20 protein-coding genes, 1 tRNA gene and 1 pseudogene are annotated in these 23,548 nt (G+C 71.5%); 9 read left to right on the forward strand and 13 right to left on the reverse strand.

From position 1 onward, the window contains the following. Positions 1–19 precede the first annotated feature (19 nt). Positions 20–1,663: an amidohydrolase gene (locus ACYQ1L_RS14465; RefSeq protein ID WP_460004774.1), complete on the forward strand. Its 1,644-nt coding sequence runs from the start codon at positions 20–22 to the stop codon at positions 1,661–1,663. A gap of 117 nt (positions 1,664–1,780) precedes the next feature. Here ACYQ1L_RS14465 and ACYQ1L_RS14470 read toward each other — a convergent pair whose 3' ends face one another. Continuing rightward, positions 1,781–3,376 carry a glycosyltransferase family 39 protein gene (locus tag ACYQ1L_RS14470; RefSeq protein WP_460004775.1) on the reverse strand — a complete coding sequence of 532 codons (1,596 nt, stop codon included), beginning with the start codon at positions 3,374–3,376 and terminating at the stop codon, positions 1,781–1,783. A 127-nt stretch (positions 3,377–3,503) separates the two neighbouring features. Between ACYQ1L_RS14470 and ACYQ1L_RS14475 the strand changes: the two genes are divergently transcribed. From ACYQ1L_RS14475 to ACYQ1L_RS14485, 3 genes are all read left to right on the forward strand, one after another. Next, a complete protein-coding gene (locus ACYQ1L_RS14475; RefSeq protein WP_460004776.1) occupies positions 3,504–6,035 on the forward strand; it encodes a CDP-glycerol glycerophosphotransferase family protein in 2,532 nt (843 codons plus the stop codon). Positions 6,036–6,224: 189 nt separating this feature from the next. After that, positions 6,225–8,270, forward strand: a complete 2,046-nt coding sequence (locus ACYQ1L_RS14480) for a primary-amine oxidase (protein ID WP_460004777.1) — start codon at positions 6,225–6,227, stop codon at positions 8,268–8,270. 160 nt (positions 8,271–8,430) lie between these two features. Continuing rightward, positions 8,431–8,955: an FHA domain-containing protein gene (locus ACYQ1L_RS14485; protein WP_460004778.1), complete on the forward strand. Its 525-nt coding sequence runs from the start codon at positions 8,431–8,433 to the stop codon at positions 8,953–8,955. A 51-nt stretch (positions 8,956–9,006) separates the two neighbouring features. On the opposite strand, the gene ACYQ1L_RS14490 is transcribed toward ACYQ1L_RS14485, so the two are convergent. From ACYQ1L_RS14490 to ACYQ1L_RS14515, 6 genes are all read right to left on the reverse strand, one after another. After that, positions 9,007–9,675: a histidine phosphatase family protein gene (locus tag ACYQ1L_RS14490; RefSeq protein ID WP_460004779.1), complete on the reverse strand. Its 669-nt coding sequence runs from the start codon at positions 9,673–9,675 to the stop codon at positions 9,007–9,009. Positions 9,676–9,748: 73 nt separating this feature from the next. Continuing rightward, positions 9,749–10,087, reverse strand: a complete 339-nt coding sequence (locus tag ACYQ1L_RS14495; protein ID WP_460004780.1) for a DUF202 domain-containing protein — start codon at positions 10,085–10,087, stop codon at positions 9,749–9,751. Next, on the reverse strand, positions 10,084–10,446 hold the full coding sequence (locus tag ACYQ1L_RS14500; RefSeq protein WP_460004781.1) for a YidH family protein: 363 nt from the start codon (positions 10,444–10,446) through the stop codon (positions 10,084–10,086). The genes ACYQ1L_RS14495 and ACYQ1L_RS14500 overlap by 4 nt, the downstream gene beginning before the upstream one ends. 156 nt (positions 10,447–10,602) lie before the next feature. Beyond that, on the reverse strand, positions 10,603–11,160 hold the full coding sequence (locus ACYQ1L_RS14505; RefSeq protein WP_460004782.1) for a dihydrofolate reductase family protein: 558 nt from the start codon (positions 11,158–11,160) through the stop codon (positions 10,603–10,605). Positions 11,161–11,263: 103 nt separating this feature from the next. Further along, positions 11,264–11,336: transfer RNA gene (locus ACYQ1L_RS14510), tRNA-Ala, on the reverse strand. 84 nt (positions 11,337–11,420) lie between these two features. Further along, the gene (locus tag ACYQ1L_RS14515) at positions 11,421–12,299 is read right to left on the reverse strand and encodes a hypothetical protein (RefSeq protein WP_460004783.1); all 879 of its coding nucleotides are present in this window, start codon (positions 12,297–12,299) and stop codon (positions 11,421–11,423) included. A gap of 110 nt (positions 12,300–12,409) precedes the next feature. Here ACYQ1L_RS14515 and ACYQ1L_RS14520 point away from each other — a divergent pair, with 110 nt between their 5' ends. Continuing rightward, on the forward strand, positions 12,410–13,858 hold the full coding sequence (locus ACYQ1L_RS14520) for an MFS transporter (protein ID WP_460004784.1): 1,449 nt from the start codon (positions 12,410–12,412) through the stop codon (positions 13,856–13,858). Positions 13,859–13,889: 31 nt separating this feature from the next. Here ACYQ1L_RS14520 and ACYQ1L_RS14525 read toward each other — a convergent pair whose 3' ends face one another. Both ACYQ1L_RS14525 and galU read right to left on the reverse strand, forming a co-directional pair. Then, entirely contained in the window at positions 13,890–14,513 is a 624-nt protein-coding gene (locus ACYQ1L_RS14525) for a GNAT family N-acetyltransferase (protein WP_460005834.1), read from the reverse strand. A gap of 25 nt (positions 14,514–14,538) precedes the next feature. Next, positions 14,539–15,435: a UTP--glucose-1-phosphate uridylyltransferase GalU gene (gene galU / locus ACYQ1L_RS14530; protein WP_460004785.1), complete on the reverse strand. Its 897-nt coding sequence runs from the start codon at positions 15,433–15,435 to the stop codon at positions 14,539–14,541. Positions 15,436–15,541: 106 nt separating this feature from the next. Here galU and ACYQ1L_RS14535 point away from each other — a divergent pair, with 106 nt between their 5' ends. The 3 genes from ACYQ1L_RS14535 to mscL are packed head-to-tail and all read left to right on the forward strand — an operon-like array spanning position 15,542 to position 16,871. Beyond that, the gene (locus ACYQ1L_RS14535) at positions 15,542–16,132 is read left to right on the forward strand and encodes a 5-formyltetrahydrofolate cyclo-ligase (protein WP_460004786.1); all 591 of its coding nucleotides are present in this window, start codon (positions 15,542–15,544) and stop codon (positions 16,130–16,132) included. Positions 16,133–16,161: 29 nt separating this feature from the next. After that, a complete protein-coding gene (locus ACYQ1L_RS14540) occupies positions 16,162–16,437 on the forward strand; it encodes an FmdB family zinc ribbon protein (RefSeq protein WP_460004787.1) in 276 nt (91 codons plus the stop codon). A 26-nt stretch (positions 16,438–16,463) separates the two neighbouring features. Continuing rightward, the gene (gene mscL, locus ACYQ1L_RS14545; RefSeq protein ID WP_460004788.1) at positions 16,464–16,871 is read left to right on the forward strand and encodes a large conductance mechanosensitive channel protein MscL; all 408 of its coding nucleotides are present in this window, start codon (positions 16,464–16,466) and stop codon (positions 16,869–16,871) included. A 78-nt stretch (positions 16,872–16,949) separates the two neighbouring features. Here mscL and ACYQ1L_RS14550 read toward each other — a convergent pair whose 3' ends face one another. Together ACYQ1L_RS14550 and ACYQ1L_RS14555 are read right to left on the reverse strand one after the other, a co-directional pair. Further along, positions 16,950–17,165 (reverse strand): hypothetical protein, encoded by a 216-nt coding sequence (locus ACYQ1L_RS14550; protein ID WP_460004789.1) that lies wholly within the window; start codon positions 17,163–17,165, stop codon positions 16,950–16,952. Further along, a pseudogene (locus tag ACYQ1L_RS14555) lies at positions 17,158–20,857 on the reverse strand (AAA family ATPase). The gene ACYQ1L_RS14550 and the pseudogene ACYQ1L_RS14555 overlap by 8 nt, the downstream one beginning before the upstream one ends. A gap of 161 nt (positions 20,858–21,018) precedes the next feature. Between ACYQ1L_RS14555 and ACYQ1L_RS14560 the strand changes: the two are divergent. Then, complete coding sequence (locus tag ACYQ1L_RS14560; protein ID WP_460004790.1) at positions 21,019–21,576, forward strand: methylated-DNA--[protein]-cysteine S-methyltransferase; 558 nt, start codon at positions 21,019–21,021, stop codon at positions 21,574–21,576. 20 nt (positions 21,577–21,596) lie between these two features. Here ACYQ1L_RS14560 and ACYQ1L_RS14565 read toward each other — a convergent pair whose 3' ends face one another. Both ACYQ1L_RS14565 and ACYQ1L_RS14570 read right to left on the reverse strand, forming a co-directional pair. Continuing rightward, on the reverse strand, positions 21,597–23,225 hold the full coding sequence (locus ACYQ1L_RS14565; protein ID WP_460004791.1) for a solute symporter family protein: 1,629 nt from the start codon (positions 23,223–23,225) through the stop codon (positions 21,597–21,599). Further along, on the reverse strand, positions 23,222–23,542 hold the full coding sequence (locus tag ACYQ1L_RS14570; RefSeq protein WP_460004792.1) for a DUF485 domain-containing protein: 321 nt from the start codon (positions 23,540–23,542) through the stop codon (positions 23,222–23,224). The genes ACYQ1L_RS14565 and ACYQ1L_RS14570 overlap by 4 nt, the downstream gene beginning before the upstream one ends. Between the last annotated feature and the right edge of the window lie 6 nt (positions 23,543–23,548).

Below are 23,548 nucleotides of genomic sequence, written 5' to 3' on the forward strand. Positions count from 1 at the left end.
CACGCAAAGGATCCCGTACATGACCTCGAACGACACCCGGACGACCCACTACCGCGGCGGCTCGATCTTCACCTCCGACACGCAGCCGTGGGCGCAGTCGCTCATCGTCGAGGACGGGCGGATCCGCTTCGTCGGAGACACGGCCGCCGCGGACGCCTTCGCCGTGGACGCGGTCGTGGAGCTGGACGGCGCGCTGGTGATCCCCGGCATCGTGGATGCGCACACGCATCTGATCGGCCTCGGCGAGTCGCTCGAGCAGGTGGATCTGCACGACGCGGTCGACCTCGCCGAGATCCAGGCGCGCGTGGCCGCGGCGGCCGCGGCCGATCCCTCCGCCCCGCGCATCCAGGGACGCAGCTGGCTGTTCTCGAGCCTCGGCGGCCGGGCCCCGCACCGCGAGATGATCGACGCCGTGGTCGCCGACCGGCCGGTGTACCTGCACGCGAACGACAACCACTCGGCCTGGGTCAACTCCGCGGCCCTCGCCGAGCTGGGCATCGACGACGAGACCCCGGATCCGCTCGGCGGCACGATCCAGCGCGACGCCGACGGACACGCCACCGGGATGCTGCTGGAGAACGCGGTGTTCGCGTTCCTGCGCGAGCGGCTGGACGCTCTCACGAGCGACGCCGAGCGGGAGGCGCAGTTCGAGGCCGCGCTGCGCACCTACCTCGACGCCGGTGTCACCGCCGCCGTCGACATGGCGCTGTCGGAGCCCGACCTCCGCGCGATGCTCGCCGTCCAGGAGCGCCACGGCGGGACGCTTCCGATGCACGTCGCCGCACACTGGGCCGTGTACCGGACCGGGACCGCGGAGGGCGACGCCGGCGCAGTCGACCGCGCGATCGCGCTGCACCGGGAGCACTCCGGTCCGGGGCTGCGGGTCGCCGGCATCAAGCTCTTCGTGGACGGCGTGATCGACAGTTGCACGGCGGCCATGCGCACGCCGTTCGCGGACGGCTCCCAGCCGGAGGCGCTCTGGGACCTCCCCTCCCTCTCCGCCGTCGTCACCCGCGCCGACGCGGCCGGGCTGCAGATCGCGATGCACGCGATCGGCGACGCCGCGTCCGCGCTCGCGCTGGACGCGCTCGAGGCCGCGGTCGCCGCCAACGGCCCCCGCGCGGACCGCCGGCACCGCATCGAGCACCTCGAGACCGTGGACCACGCGACGCCGCTGCGCCTGGCCAGGCTCGGCGTGATCGCCTCCCTGCAGCCCGCGCACAGCGACCCGGCCATCCAGGACAACTGGCGTGCGGTGCTCGGCGACGACCGTGTCGAGCGCGGGTACCCCTGGGGCGAGTTCGTCGAGGCAGGCGCGACGCTCGCGCTCGGCACCGATGCGCCGACCGCGCCGTTCGATCCGCTGCCGAACCTGTTCATCGCCACGACCCGGCGGTCCGCGTTCGACCCCTCCTTGCCGGCGAACGTGCCGGGAAACGCGATGGCGATCGCCGACGCGGTGCGCCGGGCCACCCGCGACGCCGCCTTCGCCTCCGGCTGGGACGGCGAGCTCGGGGTGCTGCGCCCCGGCGCGTCCGCCGATTTCGTCGTGCTCGACGAGGATCCGTTCCGCGAAGGTCCCGAGGCGTTCCTCACGGCGCGGGTGCGCACCACGGTCGTCCGCGGCCGCGAGCACGGCGCCGCCCTCGTCTCTGCCCGCTGATCACCGGATCCCGGCGCCGCGGAACGCAGGACGGATGCAGCTCTGCAGGAAGGATCCCGCCAGGATCTCCTGCGAAGCGGCATCCGTCCTGCGTCCGAGCAAGTCGGATCCGAGCGCTCAGCGCTCGTAGAGCAGGATCACGCTGCCGGCACCGACGACGCGACGGGTCTCGTGATAGCCGAGGGCGCGCAGATCGCTGAGCCCCCAGGTGTCCTCGACGCCCTTGAAGCTCAGCTCGACCACCCACACCCGGTCGACGCCGTCGAAGCGTCCCATGCCCGCAGCCCGCGGGATCCCGTAGGTCTGGTCGTACCAGGTGTAGGACCGCTGGTACGGCGTCTTCAACAACAGATCGGTCACATCGCGGAACGAGGACGGATCCGTCGCCTTCGCCAGTCGGGTGCGCTGCGAGGGACGGGCCCCGTCGTCGAACACGATGCCGTCGCCGGGCTCGGCGTTCGCCCGGATGAACGCGGAGATGTCGTTCCAGTCGGACTGGTTCTTCGCGTACGGCGTGCGCTGCAGCACGGCGACCGGCACGGCGGCGATCACGACCACGGCGATCGCGATCCCGGCGAGCCAGGCGCTCCGTCGTGACGACTGCGCGCCGCCGGAGGACGTCGCGCCGCGGGATCGCCGTGGGATCCGGGCCAGGCCGCGCACCCCGAACGCCATCGCGATCGCGACGGCGGGTGCCGAGAACGTGCCGTACCGCGCGGTGTACACCGCCATGAACGGGGTGACGGCGAGCAGCAGCCCCATCGGCACGAGCATCCAGCTCAGTGCCACGATCTCGAGCCGGATCCCGGTCGCGAACCGCCCGCCGGTGCGCCGGATCCGCACGACCTCGCGCACGAGCACGACCCCGGCGACCAGGATGAGTGCCCAGGCGATGACCGTGAACCACCACTCCTGGAACCACATGTTCTTCAGCACGACCTCGGCCGTGACCGACTCCCGCACCGCGAGGAACGCGATCTGACGGCGCTGCAGGAACCCGAACCACGCCAGGGGCGAGCTGAGCACCAGGGCGACGCCGGTGCTGACCGCCCACGCCCGCCATCGCCGGCGCAGCTCCGGGGACAGCAGCACGATCACGAGCACCGCCGGGACCATGAGCGCGAAGTAGAGGAAGGTCCAGATCGCGACGGTGAGCACCGCGGCGTAGCCGACCCACCATCCGATCGCTCTCCCGGGCCGGAGGGCGAGCTCCGCAAGGATCACGATCAGCACGGCGGCGAGCGCGGCGCCGATCGCGTAGGACCGCGCCTCCTCCCCGGCGAAGATCAGCCGGGGCTCCAGCGCCGTGAAGACGCCCGCGACGACCGCGAACCGGATCCCTTCGAACCGCCCGCACAGCCACACGACGGCGGCGGTGCAGACGCCGATCGCGAGCGCCGAAGGGAACCGGATCGAGAACGCACTCGGCCCGAACACATCGATCCACGCGTGCAGCCCGAGGTAGTACAGCCCGTGCACCGCGTCGACGTAGCTCAGCATGTGCCAGAGCGAGGGCAGCGGGCGTGTCGCCGACATCAGGCTCGCGGCCTCGTCGCCCCAGAGCGAGGGGATCCAGGATCCGGTCGCGCTCGCGGCGACGGCGAAAAGGCCGAGCAGCCCGGCCCACAGGCCCAGACGCCGCGTATCCGCCGTCGCCCGGGTCCGGGCGGAGAAGGCCCGCTCCGAGGCGGTGCCGACAGCGGAGGAGGTCACGCCCCGAGGGTAGCGGGCCGCCCTTGGCCGCCGCTCCGAACTGGCTGTCAGAGGCCTCGCAGGTCGTCGACGCTTCCCCGGATGTTCTCCGAGCGTTCACTCGGACGTCGACGAATATCCTGGGACTGTGCCCCTCCCCTCCTCCGTGCGCCGTGTCCGTTCCGTCGCCCGCCGCCTCAAGCGCGCCGCCGAGGCCGAGCGCATCGCGTTCTGGCGCTCCCGTCCGGTGCGCCCGGACCAGGTGCTCTACGAGTCGTTCGCCGGCAACGGCATGCTCTGCAACCCCGAGGCGATCTTCCGCCACCTGCTGGCAGACCCGGCGTACGCGCACCTGACGCACGTCTGGGCGCTGGCCGACGACGACGCGATCGCCCGGTTCCGGCGGGAGTTCGCGGGCGACCGCCGGGTGTCGTTCGTGCGCCGCGGATCCGCCGCGTACCGTCAGGCTCTCGCCGTCAGCGGGTGGCTCGTCAACAACGCCACCTTCCCCACCTGGTTCGGCAAGCGCGAGGGCCAGGTGTATCTGAACACCTGGCACGGCACGCCGCTGAAGCTCATGGGCTTCGACATGCCGTCCGGCGCGGTGCAGTCCGCGAACACGCTGCGCAACTTCCTCATGTCGGACTACCTGCTGGCGGCGAACCCGTTCATGGCGGAGACCATGTACGAGGGCGCCTACCGGCTCACCAACGTCTACCCCGGAACCCTCATCGAGGAGGGATATCCGCGCATCGACCGGCAGCGGCTCGACGCCGCCGACGAGGCGGCCGTGCGGGCGGAGCTGGAGGGCAGCGGCGTCGTCCTCGGCGACAAGCCGATCGTGCTGTTCGCGCCGACCTGGCGTGGAAGCTCCTTCGACGACCCCGAGGACAACATCGACGAGCTCGCCGCGCAGCTCGCCGAGCTGCAGGCAGGCGTCGGCGACGACCACGTCGTGGTGCTGAAGACGCACCAGATCGTGCACGCGCGCGCGGCGTCGCGACCGGCGCTGGCGCGCTCGCTCGCCCCGAACACCATCCCCACCAACGTCCTGCTGGGTGCGGCGGCCGGACTCGTCACGGACTACTCCTCGATCTTCTTCGACTACCTCGCGACCGGCCGTCCGATCGCGTTCTTCACGCCGGACGCCGACCTCTACTCGTCCGGCCGGGGCACGTACATGTCGCTGGACACCCTGCCGGGTCCGGTCGACTCCGACGCCGCCGCCACCGGCCGGGCGCTCGCCGCGCTGCTGCACGGTGCTGAGCCGCATCCGCAGTACGCCTCCTGGGTGCAGCGGTTCACACCCTTCGAGGACGGCGGGGCGACCGCCCGCGTCGTCGACATCGTGTTCGGCGGCGCCCGGGACGGATACCGCGCCCGCCCCACCGCGCATGACGGCCGCAAGCGCCTGCTCGTGTACCTGGGCGGGATGAAGCCGAACGGCATCACCACGAGCGCGCTGAACCTGCTCGGCGCCATCGACCACAGCCGCTACGACGTGACCGCGCTGCTGCCGAAGCGGCGCGGGAGCACGGATCCGCTGGTGCAGGCGCGCATCCCCGCCGAGGTGCGTCAGGTGTTCCGCATCGGCGGCATGAACGGATCCAAGGCCGTGCACCTGCGCCGCCGCATCGACGACTGGCGCGGCTCCCCGCGCACCACCGGCAGCGAGCCGTGGCACGAGAACCTCTGGAACGCGGAGTGGATGCGCGTGTTCGGCGCGGCGCGTTTCGACTGGGTGGCCGACTTCAGCGGCTACGGCCCGATGTGGACCGCCCTGCTGCTGCACGCGCCCGCCGTGAGCGAGGGCGGACCGGATCCGGTGCGCGCGATCTGGATGCACAACGAGATGGCCGCCGACCGAGAGCGCACCGTGAACGGCAAGGCGAGCATGAAGCGCGGTCTCGGCGCCGTCTTCGCGATGTACTCGCAGTACGACCAGCTCGTCTCGGTCTCGCACCAGCTCACCGAACTGAACCGGGTGGAGCTCGCGGACTACGCCCCCGGAGACCGCTTCCGCACGGTGCGGAACTTCCCGGACGTCGAGCACGTAAAGAGCGGTGCGCGCCGGCCGCTCAGCGAGTTCTTCGCCGAATCGGACGCCCAGTGCGAGGCCGCGGACGAGGAGATCGCGCCGAGGCCCGCGTGGTACGAGGCGCTCGAAGCCGATGAGGACGCGCTGCGCTGGTTCGTCACCGTGGGACGGCTGAGCCCCGAGAAGAACCATGCGCGCCTGATCCGCTCGTTCCAGCAGGTGCACGCCGCGCATCCCGAGACCCGGCTGCTCATCGTGGGCGGCGGGCCGCTGCGCGCCGACCTGCAGCAGCAGATCGACGACGCCGGTCTCGCCGACGTCGCCTTCCTCACCGGCCCCCAGCAGAACCCCTACGCGCTGCTGGCCGCGTCGGACTGCTTCGTGCTGTCGAGCCTGTACGAGGGCCAGCCGATGGTCCTCATCGAAGCGGCGATCTGCAGCCTGCCGATCGTGTCCACCTCGTTCGGATCCGTGTACGGCGCGCTCCCGGACGGCGCGATCCGCATCGTGGAGCAGGACGACGACGCGCTCGCCGCGGGCATGAGCGCGTTCCTGGCCGGAGAGGTGCCGCCGGCCTCCCTGGACGTGGACGCGTACCGCGCCGAGGTGAAGGCCGAGTTCGAGGCGCTGCTCACCGACTGACCATTCTCCGGCTCTGCCGATGGGCCGGTCCCTGAGCCTGTCGAAGGGCCCGGCCGCCGCGCCGCCGAAAGGCCGACTCCGTGGCCATCAACCCCCGGATCCGCCTCTCGCGCGCCGGGTGCCGTGATGGCAGACTCGACAGCGCCGGGCGCACGACGATGCGCCCGGGAGCCGACCGAACGGGGAACCATGTCGCAGCCTGCACCTTCGCACCCTCTGGACTCGCTCACCGGCGCCGAGTTCTCCGCCACCGCCGCCGCGCTGACCCGGGAGCATGGCGTCGACGCCGGCTGGCGGTACGCCTCGATCATCCTCAAGGAGCCGCCCAAGGCCGAGGTCAAGGCGTGGCGCGACGGGGATCCGATCGTGCGGCGCTCACTCTCCGTGCTGTGGCGCAAGCAGACCAACGAGGTGTACGAGGCGATCGTGAACCTCACCGACGACGTCGTCGAATCGTGGACGCACGTGCCGGGCGTCACGCCGAACTTCACGATCGACGAGTACCACGACTGCGATCACGCGATGAAGGAGAACCCCGAGGTGCGCGCGGCGCTCGCCGCCCGCGGCATCGACGACGTCGACCTCGTGCTGTTCGACGTGTGGACGTACGGCGGCGCGGTGATCCCGGAGCAGTGGCGCGACCGGCGCCTGGGCTGGGTGGACCTGTGGAAGCGTGCGACGCCCGACGGGAACCCCTACGCGCACCCCGTGAGCGGGCTGAAGATCATCGTCGACATGAACACGATGGAGGTCCTCGAGATCGAGGATCACCACGACTACGGCTTCCCCGAGGTCTTCGGCGAGTACACGCCCGAACTGACCGGGATCCCGCAGCGAACCGACCTCAAGCCGCTCGAGATCGTGCAGCCCGAGGGCGTCTCGTTCGCGGTCGAGGGATCCCGGATCCAGTGGCAGAACTGGGACTTCCGACTCGGCTTCAACTACCGCGAGGGGCCGGTGATCTACCAGGTCGGCTTCGAGGACCAGGGCACCCGCCGCGAGGTCGCGTACCGGCTGTCGTTCGCCGAGATGATCGTGCCGTACCGCGACTCCAGCTTCGACCACTACCGTCGCACGGCATTCGACATCGGCGAGTGGGGCCTCGGCTACATGTGCACCTCGCTCGAGCTCGGCTGCGACTGCCTCGGCGAGATCACCTACCTCGACGCCGTGCTGCCCGACACCGCCGGCCAGCCGTGGACGATCACGAACGCGATCTGCCTGCACGAGGAGGACAACGCCGTGCTGTGGAAGCACGTCGACCCCGACGCGGGCACCGAGGTGCGCCGGCAGCGCCGGTTCGTCGTCTCGGTGCACGCCACCGTCGCGAACTACGAGTACCTCGTGTACTGGCGGTTCTACCAGGACGGCAACATCGAGTGCGAGGTGCGCGCGACCGGCATCATGGTCACCACACCCATGGCCGAGGGCGAGACCGGCACGGCCACCGGCACCACGATCGACACTCGCACGTACGCGCCGTTCCACCAGCACTTCCTCATCGCGCGCCTCGATCTCGACGTCGACGGCGACGGCAACACCGTGATCGAGTCGGACTCGATGCCGGCGCCGATCTCCGAGGCGAACCCGTTCGGACTCGATCTGCACACGCAGGCCACGGTGATCCGCTCAGAGGCCGAAGCCGGGCGCAGCTACGACTGGGAGCGCCAGCGCGGCTGGAAGGTGCAGAACCCGAACAAGCTCAACGCGTGGGGCGCGCCCGTGGCGTACAAGCTCGTGCCCTCGGCGTCGTTCCCGGCGATGTTCGTTGAATCCTCGCCCATCCTGAAGCGCAACCCGGTCATCGGCAAGACCGTGTGGGTGACCCGGCACCACGACGACCAGTTCTGGCCGGCCGGCGACTACCCGACCCAGGCCGTGGACGACCTGCACAACGGCATGACCGCCTGGATCTCGGACGACGAGAACCTCGTGAACGAGGACGTCGTGCTCTGGTACAACTTCGGGATCCACCACATCACCCGCACCGAGGACTGGCCGATCATGCCGGCCGACACGATCGCGTTCTGGCTCAAGCCGTTCGGGTTCTTCGACCGCAACCCCTCGCTCGACGCCCCGCGCACGGTGAAGGGCGCGGCGTGCGAGCCGGGCCACAGCGGGCACGGACACAGCCACGACGAGCACGAGCACGCGCACGGGCACGGCGGGCACGACCACGGCGCCGGACACGTGCACCCGCACGACGAGGGCCATCAGCACGACCACCACGGCTGACGAATGGCCCGGATCCGGCAGGCTGAGGGTTTGCCGGATCCGGCGCCGCACGCTCCGCGCGGGTTTACCATCGCGGTATGCGAGAGACCAGGGCGACGCTCAGCTGACCGTCCTGGAGCAGCGACCCGTGCCGCCCGGCCTCCGTGAAGGAGGTGCGCTCATGAAGACGCAGGAGCAGCCGCGGGGCACCACGACGCACGCAGCCTGGGGCGCGGGACACCCCCGCCTGCTGATCACGTCCGAGGTCGATCGTCTGGTGCACGAGATCACCGAGGACGAGACGCGGATCGGATCCGGCGCCGAATGCCAGATCCGTCTCGCCGGGCTCGCCGCAGTGCACGCCGTCATCCGGCACGACGGAGATGACGACTACGACCTGGAGATGATCGGCCCCGGGCAGACCAGCGCGAACATCGCCAAGGCCGCCGAGGAGGAGGGCCGGGCGGTCGAGACCCTGCACACCGGTGCGCGGTTCACCGCCGGCGACTGGCGGTTCGTGTTCGTGCGCGACGAGTTCGCCGACCACGGACGTCCGTTCGGCGGACGTCTCGGCGGCGAGGGCGCGCACCAGCGCCGCCAGCCGCCGCGACCGGACTACCGGGCCGAAGGGCACCTCGGCGCGATGCCCGCACCGGCCTCGCCGCCGCTGATCGAGCAGGACGGCGACCCGACCGTCGCCGACTAGGTCGCGGGCGCCGGCGGTGGGCCCCGGGCGCCCGGGCAGGACCGGGTGCGCTCAGGACTCGGACGGCTCCAGCGGCAGCTGCGGTCCGTGGTTCCACGCCAGGATCGCCGGCTGCTCGCGGGAGAAGCCGAGCACCGAGACGGATCCGGCGTCGAGCGTGATCGCGGCTCCGAAGCGCGGCGCCTGACGCAGGAAGACCGCGGTGAGGATCCGCAGGTAGTGCCCGTGGGCGATGAGGGCGACGTCGCCGTCCACCATCGCCGGCAGCACCCGGGTGAGCACCCGGGAGGCGCGCGCAGCGACCTCCTCGACGGTCTCCCCCGGCGTCTCGCCACGGATCACGCCGTGCGTGAACGCGCTCCAGTTGTAGCCGAGCTCCGCGCGGATCTCCTTCGTGGTGCGCCCCTCGTAGCCGCCGTAGTCCCATTCCACGAGCAGCGGATCGACCTCCGCGTCGAGACCGGCCAGCTGAGCCGTTCGGCGGGCGCGCTGCAGCGGCGACGACAGCGCGAGCCGGAAGTCGTAGCCGGTGACGAGGGCACCGGCCAGGCGCGCCAGCTCCTCGCCGCGCGGGGTGAGCGGGACGTCGGTGAGGCCGGTGTGCCGGCCGCTGCGCGACCACTCGGTCTCACCGTGCCGCAGCAGCACGAGCTTGCCCTGGGGGTTGTCGGGGGCGGGCCGGTCGGGCAGCGGATCAGGGCGCGTCGCGAGGTTCTGCACCCTGCAAAGGTACGCCCTCGCCCTGCCTCCGGTCCTCGACGACAGGCGTCCGGTCGGCGCCCGTCGACGCTGCTCAGCCCCGGAGCAGCACGAACAGGAGACAGAGCACGCCCACCAGCAGGGTGGCGGCGGTGAGCGCCGCGACCGGCCACCCGGAGCGCAGCACGGCCGGCTCCGTCGAAGTGAGGGCGCGATGCTGGCGGCGGTAGCGGCGGTGCGACCCCACCAGCACCACGAGGGCGAGGGCGAGCCCCGCGAGGCCGAGCACGAGCGCGGCGCCGCCGATCACAGAGGGCAGGATCCGCATGATCACCACGGATCCTCCGGCGAGCGCGAGGGCGGTGCGCCGCCATGCGAGGGCGGTGCGTTCGGGCTGCAGCCCGCGGTCGAAGACCCGCTCGGGCTCGCTCACGCCAGCAGCACTCCGAGCAGCACGAGCACCGCGGTCGCCACCACGACCAGCGCGAGCGGGATCGCCAGCCACGGCGGACCGAGCGGGGTCGACTCCCGCAGCGCGCGCTCGGTCCGCATCCAGCCGAACCACGCCTGCGCCGGCGTCAGCAGCCCCGCCACGATGAGCAGGATCGACGCCGCGTGCCGGTATCCGGGGGCCATGCCGAGCCCGAGCGCCTCGAGTGCGACACCGCCGGCGAGCAGGGCGAGCGATGTGCGGATCCATGCGAGGAACGTGCGCTCGTTCGCGAGCGTGAAGCGGGCGTCCGGCTCCTCGCCGCGGTCGTAGACGCGCCGGGGGAAGCGGCTGGGACTCATGCGTTCTCCGTTCGGAGCAGGACGGTGCGGAACCCGGCGTCGCCATGGGCGACCCGGGGGCGTTCGAGCTGCGCCCAGAACGACATCATCCGCAGGATCCATCCTCCCAGGCGCGCAGACCTCCGCACGGCGCGACGAGCGATGCCATGGGCCGCCTCATGCCGGTCGGTACTGGAGGGCGACGGCTCCGGACCGCAATTCCTGACGGTCGACGAGTTCCAGGCGGATCCGCTCGCGGAGCCCGTCGAGCAGTCGCGGCCCGTGGCCGGCCAGCACCGGCTGCACGAGGAAGCGGTACTCATCGATCAGCCCGCGCTCGGCGAGCGCCAGGGGCAGCGACACTCCGCCGACCCACAGCGCCTCCCCCGGCTCCTGCTTGAGCCGCAGCACCGCCTCGGTCGGGTCCTCCCGCAGCAGCTCGGCGTTCCAGTCGACCGCGTCGAGGGTGCGCGACACCACGTACTTCCTGGCTCCGTCGATGCGCTCCGCGAAGGGGCGCTCCCAGGGCGCCATCCGCTCGGGCCACGTCCCGGTGCGCGGCCGCCGCCACGCCGACTCCATCATCTGATAGGTCACGCGCCCGAAGATCAGCGCGTCCGCCCGCTCCATCTCCGCCGTCCAGAAGCGCATGGACTCCTCATCCGGCGCGATCCCCGCCTCGTGATGGCAGCAGCCGTCGAGCGTCACGTTGATCGAGTAGCGAAGCGTCCGCATCTCGTCGTCCCCCTCGAACAGGTCGTCGTCACCGTCACGCTACTCCGCCCCCACGGTGAGACGACGGAAGCCCCGAGCAGATGCTCGGGGCTTCCTGTTCCGGTGGACCCAAGGGGATTTGAACCCCTGACCTCCTCGATGCGAACGAGGCGCGCTACCAACTGCGCCATGGGCCCGTGAACTCGTTCAGCCTATCATGCCGAGCGCGAGGGGTCCGAGTCGGCGGACGCCGCCGCACACACCGGGCGTGTCGGGGACGCTCAGCCCGCGGCGCGCTGGGCGAGCAGGCGGCGCACGTGCGCCTCGATCTCGGCGTCGTCGACGTACCCCATCCGGGCGTACGGCGACTCCTGCGCCGGGCGCTCCTCGACGGGAGCCGGCAGCTCGACCGGCGCCGGCGGTGCGAGCTCCTCCGCGCGGCGCTGCAGCTCGGCGGCGCGCACGGCCTCGCGGGCGAGCGCCTGGGCATCGATCGTGGCACGGGCGGCGTGCGCCCTGGTCCCGTTGACGGAGACGAGCGGTTCGGGAAGACTGCGCGGCGTCCACGTGCGGGGCCCCTGATCGTGCAGCTCGGCCTCCTCGCGCACCGGCGCGGCGAGGACGGGCGCTGTGGCAGCCCGGGCGGAACGCCGTGCAGCGCGGCGCGCGACGGCGGCCATCCGCTGCAGCATGCCCAGCGCGAGCACGGCGATGGCCCCGCCGGTCCACAGCAGAACCGCGGATCCGCCGTCGACCAGCTGCCACACGCCGAGGCCGACGGCGGCGAGCGCGAGGACGAGGAGCACCGTGGCGGTGAGGCGGGTGCGGCGGCGGGCCCTGGCGCGGCGGAACGCCGGGTCGGCGCGCGTCGCCGCGAGCTGCTCGCGGAGGCGCTGCAGCTCGGCCTGCTCGCGCTCGGACTGCAGACGCTTGGCCAGCCTCTGCTGCGCGAGCGCCGTGCGGGCGTTCAACTCCAGCTGCACCTCGCGAGGGGCTTCGCTGGTCTCTGCCAGCACGCGCAGGGCGCGGTTGAGCCGCAGCGCGTTGCGCTCCGCGGCGTCGTAATGGTGCTGCCCCCGCCACGACGGCAGGAAGTACAGCAGCCAGAGCAGAGCCGCGACCAGGACGATCACGCCCCCGCTCAGCACCGGCCCGTTCATGCCCTCCACGGTATGCGAGCGCCCGCCCGCGACGCGGCCGACACGCGCATGCGCGCGCGGGATCCGCCGGATCCGGCCGTGCTGTCCGCTCCGGCGAGTAGGGTCGGCACGTGGCCTCGTTCACCCCTGTGCACCGGCTCGTCATCGCCGTCGCCGTGCTCGCCTCCTTCGTCACGTTCCTCGACGGCACCGTCGTCACGGTCGCGCTGCCCGCGATCAGCCGCGAGCTCGGCGGCGGCATCACGACCCAGCAGTGGGCGGTCGACGCCTACCTGATCACCCTGAGCGCGCTCATCCTGCTCGCCGGATCCGTCTCCGACACCTACGGGCGGGTGCTGGTGATGCGGATCGGGCTCATCGCGTTCGGCATCGCCTCCGTCGCCGTCGCCGCCGCGCCCACGCCTCTCGTGCTGATCATCGCGCGGGCGGCGCAGGGCGCAGCGGGCGCCCTGCTCGTGCCGAGCTCGCTGGCGCTGATCACGGCGGTGATGCGCGGAGAGGTGCAGTCCAGAGCGATCGGCGTGTGGACCGCCTTCACGACCGCCGCCCAGCTTGTCGGCCCCCTCCTCGGCGGCCTGTTCGTGGACCTGCTGTCCTGGCGATTCGTCTTCCTCATCAACGTGCTGCCGATCGGGGTCACCCTGGTGCTGCTGACGCGTCTGCGCCTCCCCGACGCCACGCGCACGGCGCACGTGGACTGGCTCAGCGGCGCCCTCTGCGCGGTCGGCCTCGGCGGAGGGGTGTACGCGCTCATCGAGCAGCCGCACCAGGGCTGGGGCTCCACCGCGATCCTCGTCACAGCGATCGGCGGCGCCGTGCTGCTGACGCTGCTCCTGCTGCGTCAGCGCCGACCGCATCCGCTCATGCCGCTGTCGCTGTTCCAGGTGCGCAACTTCGCCTGGGGCAACCTGTCCACGCTGTTCGTCTACGCGGCGCTGTCGTTGAACGGCTTCGTGATCGGCGTGTACCTGCAACAGGGCGCGGGCCTCAAGGCCACGGAGGCGGGGCTCGCCAGCCTGCCCGTCACCATCCTGATGATCCTGCTCAGCTCCCGCGCCGGGCGGCTGTCCGGGCGCCTCGGACCGCGTCTGTTCATGACGGCCGGTCCGTTGATGATGGCCGCCGGCGCGCTGCTGCTCCTGCTGGTCTCGGAGCACTTCGACTACTGGTGGCAGGTGCTTCCGGCGATGATCGTGCTCGGCGTGGGGCTGTCCCTGACCGTCGCCCCGCTCACGTCCGCCATCCTCGGCTCCATCGAGGAGGGCCGTTCCGGCATCGCCTCCGCCGTCAACAACGCGGTCGCCCGAGTAGCGGGACTGCTCGTGGTCGCGATGCTCTCCACGATCGTGGGCGGCACCCTGAACCTCGCGGGTTTCCACAGCGCCACCTGGGTCACCGCCGCGCTCTTCGCGCTCGGCGGGATCGTCGCCTGGATCGGCATCCGGCGCCCCGCGCCGGTGTCCGATGGGGACAGCGGATCCGATGCGGACGCGGGATCCGATTCCCGCACCGGATCCGATCCCGCGGCCGGATCCGGACCCGCCCGATCCGGGTCCTGAGCTCCGGCCGCGCCGTCGGCGACGCCGCGCGTCAGAGCGGCAGGTCGGTGTGCGGCAGATCGCTCGGCGGCACCGCGGCCCAGTCCGCGGGGACGCGGCCCTCCGCCCATCGGCTGAGGACTCCGCCGGGCACGTCCTCGCGCACCAGCGAGAACGCGAGGTGGTCGCGCCAGTCCCCGTCGATGTGGATGAACCGCCGCCGCACGCCCTCGTAGCGGAATCCCAGCTTCTGCACGACGCGAAGGCTCGGACGGTTCTCCGGGCGCAGGCAGATCTCGATGCGGTGCAGGCCCAGGTCGGTGAAGGCGAGATCGGTGGCCATCGCGACGGCCGCCGGGGTGATCCCGTGACCGGCGAAGCGCTCGCTCACCCAGTAGCCGATGGTCGCCGAGCACAGCGACCCCCTCATCACGCCCCAGATGTTGAGCTGCCCCGCGATCGCGCCGTCGTACTCCATGACGAACGGGTACCCCGTGCCGTCGCGGTACTGCTGCAACAGCCGGCGGATGCTCACGCGCATGTCGATGCCGGTCTGGACCCCGGGCAGTGTCGCCTCCCACGGCTGCAGCCAGCGCCGGTTGGTGACGAGCTCGTGCTGCAGCGCGCGGGCGTCCTTGGGCCGGATGAGCCGCAGCTCCACAGGTCCGTGCCGCATCGGTGCCGAGATGTCCACGAGCCGCTCAGATCCCTTCGGCGAACTCCTTGAGCCAGGCCCGCAGGTCCGGCCCGAGGTCGTCGCGGTCGGCAGCGAGCTGCACGATCGCCTTGATGTACTCCAGGCGATCGCCCGTGTCGTAACGTCGGCCCCGGAAGACCAGGCCGTGCACGCCAGGACCGTCCGGATCGGCGGCCAGCACCTGCAGCGCATCCGTGAGCTGGATCTCGCCGCCCTTGCCGGCGGGTGTGCGCTCCAGGATGTCGAAGATCGCGGCCGGCAGCACGTAGCGGCCGATGACGGCGAGGTTCGACGGCGCATCCTCGCGCGCGGGCTTCTCGACGAGCCCGGTCACTCGCCGCACGTCGTCGGCGGCGCCATCGGGAGTCCCGTCGACGGCGGCGGTGCCGTACAGGTGGATCTGCTCCGGATCCACCTCCATGAGCGCGATCACGGCCGCACCGCTGCGCTCGTGCTCGGCGATCATGGCCGTGAGCAGCGGATCGCGTTCGTCCATGAGGTCGTCGCCGAGCAGCACGGCGAACGAGCTGTCGCCCACGTGCGTGCGCGCGCGCAGCACGGCATGGCCGAGCCCCTTCGGCTCACCCTGGCGCAGATAGTGGATGTCCGCCATGTCGCTGGAGGCGACGACCCGGGCAAGCCGGTTGTGATCGCCCTTCTCGCTGAGCTTCCCCTCCAGCTCCGGCATCTGATCGAAATGGTTGGAGATCGCGTTCTTGTTGCGCCCGATGATGACCAGGATGTCCTGAATGCCCGCGGCCACCGCTTCCTCGACCACGTACTGGATCGCCGGCTTGTCCACGACGGGCAGCATCTCCTTCGGCATGGCCTTCGTCGCCGGGAGGAAGCGCGTGCCCAGACCGGCCGCGGGGATGACCGCCTTCATGCGTGCCTTCGTCATCTGCTCAGCTTAGGGCGCGCACCCGGCGTTGGGCCGGTTGCGACCACCGGACGACGCGGATCCGCACCCGCGATCGGCACAGACGGGCCCCGGTAGAATCGGGGCCATGCCGGGCGCGATCGACCATGCCAAACGCGCGCTGCGCGCCGATCTGCGCGAGCGCCGCGCCCTGCTCTCCGATGCGCAGCGCGCGGAGGCGGAGGCGGCCCTGACCGCCCGTCTGCACGACCTGGTCGCATCGACCGGCGCCCGCTCGATCTCCTGCTTCCTGTCCACGACGACGGAGCCAGGGACGCGCCGGTTCATCCGGGAAGCCGTCGCCCGCGGCGTCCGCGTGCTGCTGCCGATCACCCGTGAGGACGGCCTCCTCGACTGGGCGGTCGCCGGCACCGAGGACGAGATCGCGACGGGCCTGCACGGGCTGCCCGAGCCGACCGGTGAGATCCTGAATCCGATGGCGCTCGACGAGGTCGACCTGCTCCTCGTCCCGGCAGCGGCCGTGGACCGCACCGGCATGCGCATGGGCTGGGGCCGTGGCTACTTCGACCGCACGCTCGGCTCGATGCAGAAGTGCCCGCCCACCTATGCCGTGGTGTTCGACTCCGAGATCCTCGACGAGGTGCCGCGCGATGTGCACGACCAGCCCGTCACCGGCGCGGTCACGCCCCGGCGCACCGTCGTCTTCCCCCTGACCTGACCCGTCCGATCCGAGACCTGCGAGGCCCCATGCCCACCTACTCCTACGCCTGCACCGCCTGCGGCCACCGTTTCGACGCCGTGCAGTCCTTCTCCGACGCCGCCCTGACCGAGTGCCCGGAATGCCACGGACGCCTGCGCAAGGAGTACGGCTCCATCGGCGTCACATTCAACGGCTCGGGCTTCTATCGCACCGACTCCCGCGCGGGATCCGGCTCCGCCTCCACTTCGGGTGCATCATCGAAGGTGGAATCCACGGCGAGCGCCAAGCCGGCGCCCGCCTCCGCACCGGCCTCGGGATCCTGAGGCCGAACTTCAGGGGAGACAAAGAAATGATCAAGGGTTTCAAGGAATTCATCACACGCGGCAACGTCATCGACCTCGCTGTCGCAGTCGTCATCGGCGCGGCGTTCACCGCGATCATCAATACGATCGTCGAGAAGTTCATCAACCCCTTGATCGGAGCCCTCGTCCCGTCGGGTGACCTCGCCAAGTGGACGATCACGATCCCGGGCGTGTTCGCCGACGCGCACTTCGGCATCGGCGCCATCATCGCCGCGATCATCAACTTCGTCGCCGTGGCCCTGGTCGTCTACCTGTTCCTCGTCATGCCGATGAACAAGTTCAAGGAGCGCCAGGCCGCGAAGGCCGGCGTCCCCGAGGCACCCGAGGAGCTGCCCAGCGAGCAGGTGCTGCTCATCCAGATCCGCGACCTGCTCGAGAAGCAGCGCTCGGCCTGACCGGATCCAGACCGGACACCGACGCCCCGGCGCCCTCGTGGCGACCGGGGCGTCGTGCGTTCCGGCGCCGACAGCCGGTCAGTAGTGCGGCGGAACCTCGCGCCGCATCCGGTCGTCATTCGGACCGGAGCCCGCGCCGGAGCCCGCCGCACTGGTCGCCTCGCGGTCGCGCTCGTCCGGCTCGGCATGCGTGCCCGGAGCAGGCGTCAGCTTCGCGCGCCGGGATCCGCGCACCCGCACGATCCGCTGGCGCGATCCCTCGGCCGCGGTGCCGTCTCGCGGGTCCTCAGGCATCGTCGACGTCGAGCGGCTGCGTGTCGCCGTCCACGCGCGGCGCGTCCAGCGGCACCCCGAGCACCTCGCCGATGCGGCGTGCGACCCCCGCCGGGTCGCTGTACAGATCGAACGCGTGCACGCGGATGTAGTGCCAGCCCAGCCGCCGCAGCACCTGCGGACGCAGCCGCAGCGTCTCGCGGAGCGACTCCGGCCGCGACTCCGGGTCGGGCTCGATGACCACGGCCTTGCCCGCGTGCTGCGCGACCAGCGGCAGCAGGCCGCGGTAGTCGACGTCGACCGAGATGCCCAGTCGGCGCAGCTCCCGCGCGAGGGCGAGGGTGAGGCGGATCCGCCTGGTCCTCCGCGCGCTCCTCGCGCGCGTGACCGGCGAGGTCGCCGAGGATCGACATGAGCGTCGCCGCGCCGTGCTCGAGGCGCCCCTCGTCGAACGACGACGGGCGGATCGACGACACGATCACCATGGACCGACGCGCCCGGGTCATCCCGATCGCGAGCAGGCGGTCGCCGTCGGGCGAGGACAGGTCGCCGAAGTCGCTCAGCACGCGCCCGTGCTTGGTGACGCCGAAGCCGAGCGAGAAGATGACGCGGTCGCGGCTCTCCGCCGCCGCCTCCTCCAGCGTGAGGACGATGAAGGGCTCCTGCGTGTCCCTGCCGACGAACTCAGCCACGTCGCTGCGCCCGGCGAACGCCACGGACACCGCCGCGAACACCCGTTCGGCGTGCGTGCGGCTCGCGGTGACCACCATGAGCGACTCAGCCGGACGGTGCACGGCGTGCTCCACGACCAGCGTGACCACCCGGGCCACCTCGGCCTCGGGACTCTCCATCGCGCCCGTGTCCGGGTGCGGGATCCCGACGCCGCCCTCGACGTAGTCGACAGCCAGGGATCCGCGTCCGAGATACGAACCCGCCCACGGCAGCGACACGATCTCGCCGCCGTAGAACGCGTCGTTGATGAGCGAGGCGAGGTCCTCCCCGCCGGCACGGTAGCTGCGCGTGAGGGTGACGACCGGGAGCAGCTCGGAGAGCCGCTCGAACACCGAGACCTCGTCGAAGGGCTCCTCCGGCTCGTGCTCCTCGTCCGGGACCGTCGCGACCTGGAACGGCGTCGGCTTCTGCAGCACCGGGTCGCCGAACGCGACGATCTGGCGCGCACGCCGGATGGCCGGCGTCGCCTCGGCGAGGTTGATCGCGGCGGCGTCGACGAGGATCACGGTGTCGAACTCGACCGAGTCCGGCAGATCCGGGACCTGATACGGCGACGCGATCCACACCGGCGCGAGCACGCGCATCAGCGTGGGGGCGGCGGCCATCAGCTCCGCGACGGTGGTGCGCGGCTGCGTGAGCGCGTGCCGGAGGTTCTGCGCCTCCGTGGCCTCGTCGACGATGCCGATCTTCCACTGTCCGCTCAGCTGCCAGGCCAGCAGCGGGCCCGCGGCCCCGGCGTGCGCCTCGTCGACGAGGCGGAAGTCCCGCTCCAGCTGGTCGACGACCGCGGTGTTGGCGCCGAGCAGCGAGCGGTTCTGCCGCAGCGCCTGCTCGAGCAGCGACTGCCACCAGGCGTACTCCAGCTCGACGCCGACCCGGTCCTCCGACAGGTGCCGCGTCGACAGGTCGAGCAGCAGCGGCTCGAGCCCGAGCGAGGCGAGTTCGTCGCGGAGGCGGGCGCGCTCGATGAGGTTCTCGAAGACGTCGGACTTCGCCGCCAGGCCCGCCAGCGTGCGCAGCAGACGCGCGACCGGGAGCGTGGCGAGCGGCTCGCGCCGCCCCAGCGCCGCGTCGAGCTCGGCGAGCTGCGCATCCACCTCGCGCCAGGCCACCGAGGCGTCGGCCAGTCCCAGCGGCACCTCGGGCGCGACCCCGGCGTCGACGTAGCGCTGCCACTCGGTGCGCTGCGCCTGGATCCGCGAGAGGGCCTCGTGCATGTCGCCCACGTGGGCGCCCGGGCGCACGTACTCCTTGGCGAGCTGACGCAGGCGCCGCCGGTTCGCCCCGGTCATTGTCGGTGCATCGCGCCGGCTGCCGTGCGCCTTGATGAGCTCGCCGAGCGGACGCTCGAACACCGCAGGGGTGAACCGGTCCAGCGAGTCGCGGACACCGCGCAGCAGCCGCAGGTACTCGCCGAGCTCCGCGATCGTCGCGAACGGCCGCATCCGCGTCTGGGCGATGAGCTCATAGCCCTGCTCCAACAGGTCCGGCACCGTGCGGGCGTGCAGGTTCTCCGCGAGCGCGTGTACGCGGTGCGCCTCGTCGGTGGACGAGAAGACCACGCCGTACCAGGGCGAGTCGTCCGGGCCGAAGCGGAACTCCCCCAGCCGCGCCGCCTGCGCCAGCGCCTCCGCCGCGCGGGTCCGGTCCTCTGCCAGGTTCTGCAGCGCCTGGCGTCCCAGCCGGGCAGTCGTGGTCGGCGGCACCGGCAGCAGCGCCAGCCTGGTCAGCATGCGGGTGGCGTCGAGCACACTGGCGCCCAGCGCCGGATCCGGCTGCGTGAGCGCGCGGCGATAGTCGAGCAGCACGGTGCGCAGGCGCACCAGGGCGTCGTCGATCTCGGCGAGCTTCGGTGCGGCGGCCTTCTCGTTGCGCCCGATCGCGCGCACCAGATCCCGGCGCACCGACGCCGGCGACACCGCGAAGCCGTCCAGCCCGATGCCGCCGAGGCGATGACGCACGCCGTCGAGGGTGGAGCGGCGCGGCGAGACCACGAGCACGCGGCGGCCCGCGCGCACGAGCTCGCCGATCGCGTTGATCACCGTCTGCGTGCCCCCGGTGCCGGGCAGCGTGGAGACGGTCAGCGAGTGTCCTGCGGCGATCCGGGCGAGCACCTGCTCCTGCTCGTGGTCGGCGTCCAGCAGCAGGTTGTCCGAGGCGGGTGCACGGTCGTCCGGCCCCGCCGTCGAGGGCACCGGCCCCGGGGAGCTGACGCGCTCGCGGTCGGCTGCGTGGCCGGCGAGGGCGTTCAGCACCGGGTGGTCGAGGTCGTGGGCATCGCGCGCCATCACCGTCCCGACGTCCGCGAAGGTGGACACCACCATGCGCGGCTGCACCGAGAACGTGTCGATGGACTTCGTGGCCGCACGCAGCATGTCGATCGCCGGCTGCGGGGCGAACACGCCGTTCTGGTAGGCGAGGGCCGCGAGCCGGGCGTCGTCGATCGTGATCCCGAAGTGGTCGCGCGCGATGCGGACCAGCTCCGGGTTGAGGAAGAACTGGCCGTGCAGCTTCAGCTCGTAGTCGGCGTAGTGGCGGCGGATCGCCAGCGGGCGCAGCAGCATCGGGGCGGCGTAGTCCACACCGCCGATGCGCCAGGTGCACAGGCCCACCGCGAGATGCACGGCGTCGAGTCCGCGCACGGTGCGCAGCTCCGTGTTCTTCGCCGTGATGCGATCGGCGGCGAGGCGGGCGTTGCGCAGTCCCACCTCGTCGCGGAACAGATTCGACAGCAGCGTCGAGCGGCCGGTGATGAACTGCGGCAGGCTTCCGGGGTGCGCACGGGAGATGTCGATCCCCCCGGCTGCGACATCGCGGTACGCGGTCAGCGGCGAGGGTCCGCCCAGTTCGGCCGCCTCGGCCCTCAGCCGTGCCCGCTCGGTCGTCGCGACGTGCGCGACGCGCACCCCCGGCTCCGACACGTCGACGTCGCTGGGGGTCACGGACGTGTCCTCCGCACTCTTCCCATCACGTCGCCACACACGACAAAGACTAGGCGGGCCGACCGTGTGGAACCGTCAGATCCGCTGGGTTTTGCCGGATTCCTCCCCTTTCTTCCTCCACAGCGGGCGTTTTCCCGACGGAACCCACCCTTTGCGTCTCCGCCGCAGCGCCTGTCGGCGACGTACCCGAGGATGGGGACATGAGCTACCGCTACGACTTCGCCGACACCCCGTTCGGGGATGCCCTCCTCGTCTTCTCGGACGAGGGCCTGGTCGCCTTCGACCTCCCCGAGGGGATGCACCGCCGCTCACCCTGGGCGCTCGAGGCCGTCGCGCGGATGCTGCATGCGGTGCCCGAGCCGGATCCTGGCGCGGGCGCCGAGATCGACACGCTGCTGCGCGCCTACTTCGACGGCGAGCCGATCCGGTTCGATCGGGACGTGACGCTCGACTGGCGGCTCGCGAACGGCTTCAGTCGCGCCGCGCTGCAGGCCGTGTGCGAGATCCCGTGGGGTGAGACCGCGAGCTACGGCGAGGTCGCGGCGCTCGCCGGGAGTCCCGGGGCGGCGCGCGCGGTGGGCACCGCGTGCCGCACCACGCCGTTCTCGATCGTCGTGCCCGTGCACCGGGTGGTGCGCGCCGACGGCTCCCCGGGGCAGTACGGCGCGCATCCCGAGCGCAAGCGGTACCTGCTGGACCTGGAGGCCGACGCCGCCGCGCACCGTCCTCCCGTGGACGGCGTCCGCCCCGGCGTGTAGGCCGCCGGGGCGGACGCGGCTCAGTGCTCGATCGCCTTCTCCGCGCCGTAGCCGGTCAGCGACCGCACCTCCATCTCGGCGGCGAGGCGGCGATCCTCGGTGCCTCGGTCGAGCACGGATCCGAGCCAGCCCAGCAGGAAGCCGAGCGGGATCGACAGGATCCCCGGATTCTCCAGGGGCCAGATCGCGAAGTCCACGCCGGGCAGGAACGACGTCGGCTTCCCGGAGAAGACCGGCGACAGCACGATCAGGATGACCGCGGCCGCCAGGCCGCCGTACATGCTCCAGACGGCGCCACGGGTCGTGAAGCGCTTCCAGAACAGCGAGTACAGGATCGTCGGCAGGTTGGCGGACGCCGCGACGGCGAACGCGAGGGCGACGAGGAACGCGATGTTCTGCCCCTGCGCCCCGATGCCGCCGAGGATCGCCAGCACGCCGATGACGATCACGGTGCGGCGCGCGACGCGCACCTCCCCGTCGGGGTCGGCCACGCCGTCGCCGTTCCTGCCGCGCTTGACGACGTTCGCGTAGATGTCGTGCGCGAACGACGCGGCCGCCGTGATCGTGAGGCCGGCGACGACCGCGAGGATCGTCGCGAACGCCACCGCCGAGATGAAGCCCATCAGCACGGGTCCGCCGAGATGCAGTGCCAGCAGCGGCGCTGCCGAGTTCACCCCGCCCGGCGCCGTCGTGATCGCCTGCGGGCCCACCAGCGCGCCGGCGCCGTAGCCGAGCACGAGGGTGAGCAGGTAGAAGATGCCGATCAGCCAGATCGCCCAGACGACCGAGCGACGGGCCTCCTTCGCGGTGGGCACGGTGTAGAACCGCATCAGCACGTGCGGCAGGCCCGCCGTTCCCAGCACCAGCGCGAGGGCGAGCGAGATGAAGTCCCACGGGTTCGCGCCGTACTTCAGACCGGGGCCGAGGATCGCGTCCTTCGGGTCGGAGGTGGATGCGGCGACGGCGCTCTCCAGCAGCGTGTTCAGGCTGAAGCCGTTGAGTGCCAGCACCCAGACCGTCATCGCGACCGCCCCGGCGATCAGCAGGCCCGCCTTGACGATCTGCACCCAGGTCGTGCCCTTCATCCCGCCGATGAGCACGTACACGATCATGAGCACGCCGACGACGGCGATGATGATCGACTGCCCCAGCTTGTCGCTGATGCCGAGCAGGAGCGACACCAGACCGCCCGCCCCCGCCATCTGCGCCAGCAGGTAGAAGAAGCAGACGGCGAGCGTCGTCAGCGCCGCGGCCATCCGCACCGGACGCTGAGCGAGCCGGAACGACAGCACATCGGCCATCGTGAACTTCCCGGTGTTGCGCATGAGCTCGGCCACCAGCAGCAGCGCCACCAGCCAGGCGACCAGGAATCCGATCGAGTACAGGAAGCCGTCGTATCCGTTCACCGCGATCGCGCCGCAGATGCCGAGGAACGACGCCGCCGACAGATAGTCGCCCGCGATCGCGAACCCGTTCTGCGGCCCCGAGAAGCTGCGCCCGGCCGCGTAGTAGTCGGCGGCCGTCTTGTTGTTGCGGCTCGCTCTGATCACGATGAACAGCGTCACCGCGACGAATGCGAGGAACACCGAGATGTTCAGCACCGGGTTGCTCTGCTCGAGCGTGGCGCCGGCCGTGGAATGCACGCTCATGCGCCCGTCTCCGACTTCTCCAGCGTCTCGCGAATGCCCGCGGACTGCGGATCCAATCGGCGGTTCGCGAATGCGACATAACCCATCGTGATCGCGAACGTGGTCACGAACTGGCCGAGACCGAACAGCAGCCCGACCGTGATATCGCCCCATACGCGCTGTGCCATGAACGCCGGCGCGAATGCGGCGAGAAGGACGTAGAAGAAATACCACACTAGGAAGAGGGCGGCGAGCGGGAACACGAACGATCGGTGGTCCTTGCGCAGCCGCTGGAACGGCGCAGATTCCTGCACCTGCACATAGTCGATCGCGTGCATGCTGCG

It is taken from the genome of Microbacterium xylanilyticum, from assembly GCF_054654695.1.